An 11,147-nucleotide genomic window follows, 5' to 3' on the forward strand; every position below is an offset into this window, starting at 1 on the left:
GGGCGGCGTCCCGCAACAGCATCAGGAACGCCGCGTGAACAAACAGGGCGTCCTTCGAGCGAGCCCGGGCGGACCGGCGGCGGCGAGTTGTTCGTCGGCACCGCGAGCGTGTTCGCCGACGCCGGGTTCACCGAGGTCAGCAACCCGACGCCGCGCCGGGTCGTCATGCGGGTCGAGCTGTGAGGTCGGTCCGCCCGCGGGTGGCCGCCGCGTAGAAGGCGATCAGCAGCACCGACAGGATCAGCAGGCAGGTGCCTAGGGCGCCGGCGCCGAAGTGGCCGAGCAGCAGGCCGATCCCGGACGGGATCAGGGCGCCGCCGAGGCCGGCGCCGCCGATCTGCATGCCGATCGCGCGGTCGGCGTGTGCCGCGCCGACCCGGTCGGCGGTGGTGAGGGTGAGCAGCGGGAACACCGGCGCGGCGGCGAAGCCGATCACCGCCAGCCCGAGGATCGCCGCCCAGGCGCCGAGCGGCAACGCCACCAGCAGGGCACCGCCGGCCATCCCGAACAGGCTGCCGACCAGGATCTTCGTCGGGTCGACCCGCTCGGACGCCACGCCCTGGACGACCCGGCCGACGAAGAGCATGCCCCAGTAGAGCGAGACGCACAGGCCGGCGATCCCGGCGCTGACCCCGCGGGACTCGGTGAGCAGCAGGAACGCCCAGAGGCCCGCACCCATCTCGACCGCGACGTACACCGCGAAGGCCAGCACGCCGAGCCAGACCGCGGGCATGGCGAGCGTCTCGCGGGTGCGTACCTTCGTCGCCGGTTCGGTCCGCACCTTGGTGGCGATCGCGTCACCGCCCGTGATCGCCGGTTCGACCGCTGGCGCGGGATCGGCCGGCGCCGGTGCGTGCCGGGTCCAGTTGCGCACCGTCACGAAGAAGGCCAGCGCCAGGCAGGCCTGCGCGGTCGCCACGATCGCGTAGCCCCAGCGCCAGCTCATCCCCGCGCCGGTGATCACCGCCGTCATGATCAGCGGACCGATCGCGACGCCGAGCCCGAAGAACGCGTGCAGCCAGTTCATGTGCTTGGCGCCGAACGCCGCCGCCGCGTAGGCGTTGAGCCCGGAGTCGATCGCACCGCCACCGAAGCCGGCGAGCAGCGCGAAGGGCACCATTACGGCGTACGCCGGTGAGATCGCGTAGCCGGCCAGCGCGGCGCTGGCACAGGCGGTGCTGACCGCCAGCAGCCAGCCGACCCCGACCCGGGCCAGGGTGAAGCCGGCCGCGATGCTGGAGACGAAGTAGCCGGCCGTGGACGCGATCAGCAGCAGGCCGACCGCCTCGGTGCCGACGCGGAAGTCGCCGGCGATCGAGGGCCACGCGACGCCCAGCAGGCCGTCGGGCAGGCCGAGGCTGATGAACGCGAAGTACGCGAGGATCAGCAGGGACATGCGGATCGGCCGGGCCGAGGGGGTCGTCACCCGGCGATGATAATGACGAGAGCGCTCTCAACGCGCTTTCACTGCCGGTCGAGGAAGAACCGCGAGACGCCGGCCGCGAGGTCGACGTCGTAGCGGTCCGCGGCGGCGTTCCAGCCGGAGCCCTCGATGACCGTGTTGCCGGGTACGCCCGTCTGCGCGCGCCCGTCCACCGACGCGCTGCCCGCTCCCCCGCCGATCCGCACCCGCACCGGCGCGCGGCCGCTGAGCCGCACCTGGAAGTCGTCGACGCCGCCGGTCATCCGCACCGGGACCGTCCCGCGCGGCGCGGGCAGGGTCAGCGAGACCCGCCCGGCCCCGGCGACGAACTCGATCCCGGTGACGACACCGCCGCGCAGGTCGATCCGCTCGTCGCGGCTGCCGCCGCCGAGCCGAAGCTGCCAGCGCACCGCCTTGTGCAGTGTCACGTCGACCTCGGCGGGGCCGGACAGGCCCGTGCCGGTGGTGGTCAGCCGCAGGTCGGCGCCGTGCCGGTCGAGCCGCGGCGCGACACCGGCGCCGTCGGGCGTGCGTACCCGGAAGAGGTCGTCGCCCAGGTCCGCGACCCGCACCGTGATCGCGGTGACGCCGCTCTCCAGCGCGAACGTGGCCGCGTCCAGGCCGTCCCGCGGGCCGGTGACGGTGTGGCCGGACACGGCACCGCGGGCCGGCTCCGCGGCCCAGTGCGGGCGCAGCCGCGCCGGACCCGGTGCACCGCACGCGGCGAGGACCAGCAGCGCGAGCAATGGTACGAGCGAACGCCACAATCTCGACCGAACGGCCGACTGGTGCATCCCGGACCTCCAGGCAGACTTGCGGGAATGCGCGAGACGACCCACAGCATCCTGACGGTCAGCCAGCGCCGAGTCGCCTGGCTCGCCTTCCTGGCCATCGCCGTCCAGGCGCCGCTATCCGCCCGCCTGCTGCAGGACGACTCCTGGTTGCTGAGCATCCTGGTCGGAATGATGATCGGCACGCTCATCCTCGTCGATGACGCGCAAAGGCGCCAGCCGGCACCCGAAAGCGTCGAGTAGCCGGCCGGCGCCCGCTCCTACTTCTGCTGGTCGTCCAGCGGCCGGATCACCTGCGTCCGCTCCGGCTCGTCCGCCGGCTCCGCGATCTCCGCCGGCCGCTCCCCCGCGACCGGCACGCCCGTCGGCGGCGTCGGCTCGCGCATGCCGGGCACGATGTGCGGCTCGTCCGGGTGCCGGATGACCTGGGTCTGCTCGGCCTCCGTGCTGATCACCGCGGTCGGAGCCGCGTCCACGCCCGCCGGGTCACGCCGCTCGGCCTCCAGCCGGGCCGCTTCGGCCCGGGCCGACTCGACCCGGGCCACCTCGGCGGCGGCCTGCGCCCGCGCGGCCTCCTCGGCCTCGGCCCGGGCCCGCTCGGCGGCGGTCTGCTCGTCGATCCGGCGACGCTCCGCCGCGGCCTTCTCGGCCTGGTAGGCCTGCGCCCGCTCCCGGATCACCGCCGACTCGGCCGCCGCGCGGTCCAGCCAGCGCTCCCAGCGCGACTGCATCGGCCGGACCAGCCCGCCACCGACGCCGACGATCAGGATGCCGGCGACCGTGGCGAGCACGGCGACCAGCACGGGAGTGGTCACGGTGGTGGCGATGCCGACCTGGTTGAGCGCGGCGATCACGCCGAGGCCGACGATGAAGACCCAGACCACGGTGGCGATCAGGCGGCCGTAGGAGAGCCCGCCGAGCGCCCCGTTGATGAGGTCGCGGACGGCACTGGCGATGGCGGTCGCGACCACCACGATGACGATCGCGATGAACGCCTTCGGCAGCCAGCCCACCACGGCGGCGATGAGGTCGCTGATCGGGTTGGGGCCCCACACGCCGAACGCGAGCTGGAGGGCGAACAGCAGGATCGCGTAGTAGACCAGCCGGGCGAGGATGTCGCTGGCGTCGTACTTCGACCGTTCGAGCCGTTCCCCGATCCCGGACCGGCGGACCGCCCGGTCGAAGCCGACCCGGGTCAGCAACGCGTCGACCAGCTTGCGCGCGACCCGCGCGATCAGGTAGCCGACCAGCAGGATCGCCAGGAACGCCAGCGCCTTCGGCACGAAGAGCAACACTGACCGCCACATGTCGGTGAGGGCGTCACCGATGTCCATGTCAGACCTTCCGTCGGGGTGGATGTCAGCGCACGGGTTTACCCGATCACGCCCGGCGGCAATCCCCGCCGTCGTCGCCGCGCCGCGCCTCGGCCCGGCGGTTACGCTGCAGGCATGCCAGGCTCCGGTGCGTCGCCGCCGCCGGTCGGCGCGCCGCCGGCCGACGGCTGGGACCCCGGCCTGCTCGCGGTCGTCGACCTGGTGCTCGGCTCGCCGGTGGCGATGGCCTTCCTGCACGGCGAGCGCCTGCGGATGGTCTACAACGACGCGTACGCGCAGGTGCTCGGCGACCGCCACCCCGACGCCCATGGCACCCCCGCGGCCGAGGTGTTCGGCGCCGCCTGGGACGGCCCGGCCGGCGCGGCGGTCCGCGAGACCCAGCACACCGGCTTCACGCCCCGGGACCAGGAGTGGCCGGCGACCGAGGCCGGCGAGCCCGACCCGGCGCTGCCCGTCCGCGGGCTCTCCGCCGTCCGCGACGCCACCGGCAAGATCGCCGGTGTGCTGGTCGTGGCGGCCGAGCCGGTCCCGGTCGCGCACCGGCTGCAGGGGCTCAGCGAGCTGGCCGAGGCGCTGGCCGGCACGCTCACCCTCGACGACGTGGCTCGGGTCGCCCTCCGCTACGGCCTGTCGTTCCCGGACGTGCACCAGGTGGCGTTCGGCGTCGACGACGGCGACGACTGGCGGACCGTCCGCCGGATCCGCGGCGAGGTGCTCGACGACGCCGACGAGCGGCTGCCGCCGGTCTGGCGCCGGACCGCGGCCGACTCGGTCGCGCCGCTGGCTGTCGCGGCCGGTGCCGGTCTCGCCCGGTTCACCGCCGACGGCCACCCGCTGCGGGAGGCCGCGCAGGACCGGCACGACCAGAAGGTCCGCGCGCTCGCCGCGCTGCCCCTGCGCACGCCCTCGCTGCGGGGCGCGTTGACGCTGGGCCGGCACGACCAGCATCCCTGGTCGCCCGCCGAGCGGGCCCTGCTGACCGCGGCCGCCAAGCTGGTCGCGCAGGCGGCCGAGCGGGCCCGCCGGTTCGAGAACCAGCACGGCACCGCCCAGCTCCTGCAGCGCAGCATGCTGCCGGAGCACCTGCCCGACGACCCGCGGTTCCGGCTCGCGGCACGCTACGACCCGGGCGTCGACGGCAACGCGGCCGGCGGCGACTTCTACGACGCGTTCGCGCTGCCCGGTGGCCGGCTCGCCGTGGTGCTCGGCGACGTCGCCGGACACGACGTGAAGGCCGCGGCGCTGATGGGCCAGGTGCGGGCGGCGTTGCGCGCGCTGGCGCTCGCCGACCCGGCGCCGACCAGCGTGCTCACCGGGCTCGACCGGCTGGTCGCCAGCCTGGGCGCGGAGGCGCGCACCGACGAGCTGTTCGTCACCGTGGCGTACGGCGTGATCGACCGCGACGGGCAGCTGACCGTGGCCACCGCCGGGCACCCGCCGCCCCTGGTCCGCCACGCGACCGGCACCGCGGACTACCTCGACGTGCCGGCCGGCACCCCGCTCGGGCTCGGCGGCGTGCGCCGGTCGGCCACCGCCGTGCTGGCCCCGGGCGACACGCTGCTGCTGTTCAGCGACGGCGTCGTCGAGCGGCGCGGGCTCGACATGGGCGTCGGGCTGGAGAAGGTGGCGGCGAGCGTGGCCGGGGCCGGCGGCGGGGACCCCCGCACCCTGTGCGCGGTCGCCTGCGCGGCCGTCGGCGGCACCACCGACGACGACGTGGCGGTGCTCGCGATCGAGCACGCGACGGCGCCGAGCCGTTCGGCGGGCATGGAGATCCCCGCGGAGCCGACGGCGCCCGGCCGGGTCCGGCACTGGATGTCGGCGCAGCTGTCCGCGTGGCACGTGCCGGAGCAGGTGATCGGCGCGGCCGTGCTGTGCGCGAGCGAGCTGGCCACCAACGCGCTGCTGCACGCCGGCACCGCCGCCCGGGTCCAGGTCGACCTGAGCGCGGAACGGCTGCTGGTCGCGGTCTCCGACAGCGGCACCCGCGGCTCGGTGACCCGGGCGCACGCCGAGACGCTGAGCAGCCGCGGCCGCGGGCTCGGCCTGATCGAGGAGCTGAGTGACGCGTGGGGCACGGACCCCGCGGTGCGCGGTTCGACGGTCTGGTTCGAGATCGGCTTGCGTGCATCGAATGAGGAGGAGCGGGGTATCGGGGTGCCATGACCTCACCCGCGGGCGTCCTCTTCGACGTCGACGGCACCCTGGTCGACACCACGTATCTCCATGCCGTGACCTGGTGGGAAGGGTTCCGGGCCGGCCGTTACGACGTGCCGGTCGCCCAGATCCACCGGGCCGTCGGCATGGGCTCGGACCGGCTGCTCGACCACCTGCTGGGCACCGAGCGCGACCGGTCCCGGGACGAGCTGATCCGGGCGGTGCACGGCGAGCGGTACGCGCCGTTCCTGAGCCAGTTGCGCCCGCTGCCCGGCGCCACCAACCTGCTGCGCACCTGTCACGAGCGCGGCCAGCGGGTGGCGCTGGCGTCGTCGGCCACGCCCGAGGAGCTGACCGCGATGCGGCGCGCCCTCGCGGCCGACGACGCGGTCGAGGTGGCGACGTCGTCCGGCGACGCCGAACGCAGCAAGCCCGAGCCCGACATCATCGACGCGGCGCTGCGCCGGCTCGGTCTGGAGACCGACCAGGTCGTGTACGTCGGCGACTCGATCTGGGACGTCGCCGCGTGCGCCAAGCTCGGCGTGCCGTGCGTGGCGCTCACCTGCGGCGGCACCTCCCGGGCCGAACTGGCCGGCGCGGGCGCGGTCGCCGTCTACGAGGACCCCGCCGACCTGCTCGCCCATCTCGACGACTCACCGCTGTCCGCGGCGTGAGCGCCGCCGACGCCGCGTTCGCGATCCTCGGCGTCGGCGCGCTGCTGGCCGGTGTGCTGCCGCGCGTGCTCGAGCGCCGTCCACTGTCGATGCCGATCGCCTTCCTGGTGCTCGGCATGCTCGTCTTCGCGATGCCGACCGGGCTGCCGGCTCCCGATCCGATCGCGCACCCGGTGCTGGCCACGCACCTGACCGAGGTCGGCGTCATCGTGGCGCTGATGGGCGCCGGGCTGAAGATCGACCGGCCGCTGGGCCGGCGGCGCTGGTCGTCGACGTGGCGGCTGCTGGCCATCGCGATGCCCGTGACGATCGCCGCGGTCGCGCTGTTCGGCTGGTGGTGGGCCGGCCTCGTGCCGGCGAGCGCGCTGCTGCTCGGCGCCGCGCTCGCGCCGACCGACCCGGTGCTCGCCGCGGACGTGCAGGTCGGCGAGCCGACCGACGAGGAGGACTCCGAGGACGAGGTCCGGTTCGCGCTCACCTCCGAGGCGGGGCTCAACGACGGGCTGGCGTTCCCCTTCGTGTACGCCGCGATCCTGATCGCCCAGCACGGCGCGCACCCCGGTGGCTGGCTCGGCGAGTGGTTCACCGGCGACGTCCTCTACAAAGGACTCGTCGGGGTCGTCGGCGGGGTGCTGGTCGGCCGGTTGCTCGGCCGCCTGTTCTTCCGGGCCCGGTCGGAGAAGCTGCGGCTCGCCCGGCACTCGGAGGGCTTCCTGGCGCTGGCGGCGACGTTCCTCGCCTACGGCCTGGTCGAGGTCGCCGGCGGCTACGGGTTCCTCGCGGTGTTCGTCGCCGCCCGGGCGATCCGGTCCGCCGAGCGCTCGCACGAGTACAACCAGGTGCTGCACGACTTCGCCGAGCAGGTCGAGCGGCTGTTGACCGTGCTCCTGCTGCTGCTCTTCGGCGGTGCGCTCGTGACGGGCCTGCTCGCGCCGCTGACCTGGCCGGCCGCGCTGGTGGCGCTCGCGCTTGTGTTCGTCGTCCGGCCGGTGGCCGGGTGGCTGTCGCTGCGCGGCGCACCGGGTCGGCCGGCGGAGCACTGGGTGATCGGGATGTTCGGCATCCGCGGGATCGGTTCGTTCTTCTACCTGGCGTACGCGACGGCGCACGCCGACTTCCCGGGCGAAGAACTGGTGTGGGCGACGGTCGGGCTGGCCGTCGTGGTGTCCGTCGTGGTGCACGGGATCGCGGCCACACCGGTGATGGCGTTGCTGGATCGCGCCGGAGAGCGTACGGCTGACGCATCTGCCCGATAGGGACGAGCCCTTCGTGCTTCAATCGCCCTGTATGTCATACTTACGGGGGTTTACGAATGGTTTCCCAGCTCAACCGCCGGGCCGCACTGGGGCTCGGCACGATAGCGACCGCGGGTGCGGTGCTCGGCGCGCAGCGGGCCGCCGCCGCGGCGCCGGCCGTGTTCGAGGCGGCACCGTTGACCGAGTCCTCACCGCTCGAGGCCGCCCGCCGCATCCGCGCGGTCTACGGCCGGGAGACCGCGGCCGCGGGCGGCACCTGGCAGGCCTACATCACGGTGCCCGGATCGCGTGAGGTCGCGGTCTCCGACGAGCCCGACAGCGTGGTCCAGGCGTACAGCGTCAACAAGATCGCCGTGGCGATCGCGGTGCTGGACAAGGTGGACCGCAAACAGCTCTCGCTCACCCAACGGATCAACGTGACGGCCGCGATCGCCGCCGGTGACGGTGACGGCATCTTCCCGCTCGACGGTGCGTATCCCAGCGCGGTGACGCTCGGCCATGTGCTCTCCGCCCTGCTGACGGTCTCGGACGACGTGGCGGCGAGGCTGTGCGGCGAGGTCGTGCCGGCCGCCGAGATCAACCGGATCCTCGCCGGGAAGGGCTTCCGGAAGACCCAGGTGCAGCCGGTGGCCAACCCGCACCGGTTCTATCTCGGCCGCACCACGCCGCGGGAGATGCACACCCTGCTGCGCCAGTTGGTCACCGGGCGGCTGCTGTCGCGGTCGTCGACCAACGTGATGCTGTCGCGGCTGCGGTCGCCGATCGCCTTCACGGACGGCATCCGGCGGGAGATGTCCTCGGCCGAGCGCGCGCGGATCGCGACCAAGGCCGGCTGGTTCGGCAACGGCCGGCACGAGAGCGGCATCATGTTCAGCCGCGCCAACAAACCGTCGCTGATCTACTCGATCTTCGCCACCGGGCAGGCCGGCGCGGCCAACTTCGGCGCCACCCACCCGGCGGTGCGGGCCCGCTCGCGGATGGGTCGCGCGTTCTTCGACGCGGTCGGCCCGCTGCCCGGCGAGTCACTCGACGTGGCGGTGGACACGCCGTCGCGGGAGCCGTCGAACGGCGGCTAGCGCGTCCTCGCGGGGCGGCGGGTGAATCTCTTTCGTGGTTGGATCGAGCGGTCTGTCCAACAGGGAGGGTTTCGCATGGGTTCGTCGCTCAACCGCCGCACCGCACTCGGGCTCGGCACATTGGCGACGGCGGGGGCCGTGTTCGGTACACCCGCCGTCGCCTCGGCCGCGCCGTCCGGTGGCGGGGCCGCCGCCGAGACGACGCCGCTGCGGGCGGCCCGCAAGGTCGGCCGGGTCTACGCCCGCGAGACCGCCGAGGCCGGCGGCAACTGGCAGGCGTTCGTCACCGTCGCCGGTTCGGCCGAGGTCGCGGTCGCCGACGAGGCCGACACGGTGCTGGAGGCCTACAGCGTCAACAAGATCGCGGTCGCGACGGCGGTGCTCGACAAGGTCGACCGCGGCCTGCTCACGCTGGACCAGCGGGTCGACGTGACGGCGGCGATCGTCGTGCCGGGTGGCGACGGCATCTTCAGCCTCGACGGCGCGTACCCGAGCTCCGTCACCCTCGGCCACGTGCTCGCCGCGCTGCTGACCGTCTCCGACGACACCGCCGTGCGGCTGTGCGGCCTGGTCGCGCCGGCCGCGGAGATCAACCAGATCCTGGTCGACAAGGGCTTCCCGAACACGCAGGTCGAGCCCGTCGCGAACCCCAACCGGTTCTTCCTCGGCCGGTCGACCCCGCGCGAGACCCACGACCTGCTGCAGCGGCTGGTCGCCGGCACACTGCTCTCCCCCGCGTCGACCGACGCGATCCTGTCGCGGCTGCGGGCGCCGATCGCCTTCACCGACGGGATCCGGCGCGAGATGTCCTCGGACGAGCGGCTGCGGATCGCGACGAAGGCCGGCTGGTTCGACACGGCGCGGCACGAGGCGGGCATCATCTTCGACCGGGCGGGTGCGCCCGTCCTGACGTACGCCATCTTCGCCGACGGCCAGTCGGGCGCGGGCGACTTCGGCGCGACGCACCCGGCGGTCCAGGCCCGCGCGCGGATGGGCCGCGCGTTCCTGGACACGGTCGACGCGCTGACCGGCGACGCGGCGGCCCGCCACGCCCGCACGCCGCGCTACCAGCCCTCGAACGGCGGCTGACGGGCGGCGCTAGAGCCGGTGCAGGGCGACGTCGACCAACTCACCGTCCGTGATCTCGGCGGTCATGAAGGTGTGGTGGGGCTGGCGGCGGCGGTCCGTGGGTGAGCCGGGGTTGAGCAGGCGCAGCCCGGTGGGCGCCACGGTGTCCCACGGGATGTGCGAGTGGCCGAAGACCAGGACGTCGGTGTCCGGGAAGCGCGCGGCGCAACGTGCCTCCCGGCCCGTCGCCTGGCCGGTCTCGTGCACCACCGCCAGGCGCACCCCGCCGAGGTCGGCCCGGGCCACCTCCGGCAGGCGCGCCCGCAGCGCCGGGCCGTCGTTGTTGCCGTGGACCGCCACCAGCCGGCGGGAGCGTTCCTCCAGGCGGTCGAGCAGGTCGACGTCGACCCAGTCGCCGGCGTGCACCACCACGTCCGCCTCGTCCACCATCATCCATAGTGGAGCCGGGAGGTCCTTGGCCCGCTTCGGCAGGTGGGTGTCGGACATGATGACGAGCAGCACACCTCGTACGCTAGCGAACGTCGCGATGCGGACGGTGCGCACATGTGTCATCGTCGATGAGTGAGCGTGAACGAACACCCCCGGCCCGAGGCGCCCGTGCACTGGGTGGCCGACGGCATCCCGCGGATCGAGCTGGCGAACCGGTTCCTCGTCCAGCTCGACCATGCCGGCGGCACGCCTGACCAGGTCGTGCTGACCATCGGGCAGGCGGTCGACGCGGGCACCCCGCCGACCGTGCTGTCGGCCGTTCCCATCGGCCGCTTCGGGCTGACGCCGGCCCGGCTCGACGACCTGATCATGGCGTTGCTCGACGCCCGCCAGGATCTGCTCGGGCTCGCCGAGCAGATCCAGCCCGCGGATCCGGCCGCACCGGCCGTCGCGCCGCTGGACGCGGTCGAGCAGGTGCAGGCCGTGCTGCCCACGAAACCCGCCAGGCTGACCCGGCCCGGGCTGGCGGAGCTGCGCGAGCCGCGCTGAAACCCGGTCGCGGTGCGGACGGGCGGCGGCTAGCGTGCCGCCCGTGACCCGCCTCGCCCGTCTCGTGCTCGTCGACGCCCACGGCACGCCGCTCGGCGTGCTCCCGCCCTATCCGGTGCCGGTGCCCTGGTGGCAGGAGTCGGCGGACGTCGTCGACGGCGCCCGGGTCCACTTCGGCCTCGACGTCACGATCCTGCGGATCCTGCTCGCCGACCGGCCGGCGATGCCCGGCGGCACGGTCACCTACCTGGCCGAGTGCGCGGCCGCGCCGGCCGGCGCCGTCCCGCCAGACCGAGCAGGCCTCGACGACCCTGTCCCGCGACGAGATCGCCCGCTCGACCTGCTCCGGCCAGCGCGACTTCTGCCGGG

General features: G+C 74.2%; 10 protein-coding genes and 3 pseudogenes. 9 read left to right on the forward strand and 4 right to left on the reverse strand.

Going from position 1 to position 11,147, the window contains the following annotated elements; genetic code table 11:
- Positions 1–183 (forward strand): annotated as a pseudogene (locus AB0H87_RS30325) (hypothetical protein); the annotation flags it as partial.
- On the opposite strand, the gene AB0H87_RS30330 reads toward AB0H87_RS30325, so the two are convergent.
- Together AB0H87_RS30330 and AB0H87_RS30335 are read right to left on the reverse strand one after the other, a co-directional pair.
- Positions 164–1,426: an MFS transporter gene (locus tag AB0H87_RS30330; protein ID WP_360153146.1), complete on the reverse strand. Its 1,263-nt coding sequence runs from the start codon at positions 1,424–1,426 to the stop codon at positions 164–166. The pseudogene AB0H87_RS30325 and the gene AB0H87_RS30330 sit on opposite strands and share 20 nt — an antisense overlap.
- 38 nt (positions 1,427–1,464) lie before the next feature.
- Positions 1,465–2,169 carry a hypothetical protein gene (locus AB0H87_RS30335; protein WP_360153149.1) on the reverse strand — a complete coding sequence of 235 codons (705 nt, stop codon included), beginning with the start codon at positions 2,167–2,169 and terminating at the stop codon, positions 1,465–1,467.
- Between the two features lie 75 nt (positions 2,170–2,244).
- On the opposite strand from AB0H87_RS30335, the gene AB0H87_RS30340 reads away from it, so the two are divergent.
- A complete protein-coding gene (locus tag AB0H87_RS30340) occupies positions 2,245–2,457 on the forward strand; it encodes a hypothetical protein (protein WP_360153152.1) in 213 nt (70 codons plus the stop codon).
- Positions 2,458–2,774: 317 nt separating this feature from the next.
- Here the strand turns inward: AB0H87_RS30340 and AB0H87_RS30345 are convergent.
- Positions 2,775–3,548: pseudogene (locus AB0H87_RS30345) on the reverse strand (hypothetical protein); the annotation flags it as partial.
- A gap of 114 nt (positions 3,549–3,662) precedes the next feature.
- On the opposite strand from AB0H87_RS30345, the gene AB0H87_RS30350 reads away from it, so the two are divergent.
- The 5 genes from AB0H87_RS30350 (at position 3,663) to AB0H87_RS30370 (ending at position 9,800) form a co-directional block, all read left to right on the forward strand.
- Entirely contained in the window at positions 3,663–5,714 is a 2,052-nt protein-coding gene (locus AB0H87_RS30350) for an ATP-binding SpoIIE family protein phosphatase (protein WP_360153155.1), read from the forward strand.
- Positions 5,711–6,379: an HAD family hydrolase gene (locus AB0H87_RS30355; RefSeq protein WP_360153158.1), complete on the forward strand. Its 669-nt coding sequence runs from the start codon at positions 5,711–5,713 to the stop codon at positions 6,377–6,379. Before AB0H87_RS30350 ends, AB0H87_RS30355 begins: the two co-directional genes overlap by 4 nt.
- Positions 6,376–7,635, forward strand: coding sequence for a cation:proton antiporter (locus tag AB0H87_RS30360; RefSeq protein WP_360153161.1), 1,260 nt, complete (start codon positions 6,376–6,378; stop codon positions 7,633–7,635). Before AB0H87_RS30355 ends, AB0H87_RS30360 begins: the two co-directional genes overlap by 4 nt.
- Before the next feature lie 56 nt (positions 7,636–7,691).
- Positions 7,692–8,711 carry a serine hydrolase gene (locus AB0H87_RS30365; RefSeq protein ID WP_360153164.1) on the forward strand — a complete coding sequence of 340 codons (1,020 nt, stop codon included), beginning with the start codon at positions 7,692–7,694 and terminating at the stop codon, positions 8,709–8,711.
- A 75-nt stretch (positions 8,712–8,786) separates the two neighbouring features.
- A complete protein-coding gene (locus AB0H87_RS30370) occupies positions 8,787–9,800 on the forward strand; it encodes a serine hydrolase (protein ID WP_360153167.1) in 1,014 nt (337 codons plus the stop codon).
- Positions 9,801–9,809: 9 nt separating this feature from the next.
- Here AB0H87_RS30370 and AB0H87_RS30375 read toward each other — a convergent pair whose 3' ends face one another.
- Positions 9,810–10,301 (reverse strand): metallophosphoesterase, encoded by a 492-nt coding sequence (locus AB0H87_RS30375; RefSeq protein ID WP_360153170.1) that lies wholly within the window; start codon positions 10,299–10,301, stop codon positions 9,810–9,812.
- Between the two features lie 60 nt (positions 10,302–10,361).
- On the opposite strand from AB0H87_RS30375, the gene AB0H87_RS30380 reads away from it, so the two are divergent.
- Entirely contained in the window at positions 10,362–10,778 is a 417-nt protein-coding gene (locus AB0H87_RS30380) for a hypothetical protein (protein ID WP_360153173.1), read from the forward strand.
- 43 nt (positions 10,779–10,821) lie between these two features.
- A pseudogene (locus AB0H87_RS30385) lies at positions 10,822–11,147 on the forward strand (aminoglycoside phosphotransferase family protein); the annotation flags it as partial.

The sequence above is a fragment of the Asanoa sp. NPDC050611 genome, from assembly GCF_040654855.1.
In the GTDB taxonomy this organism is placed as follows: domain Bacteria; phylum Actinomycetota; class Actinomycetes; order Mycobacteriales; family Micromonosporaceae; genus Asanoa.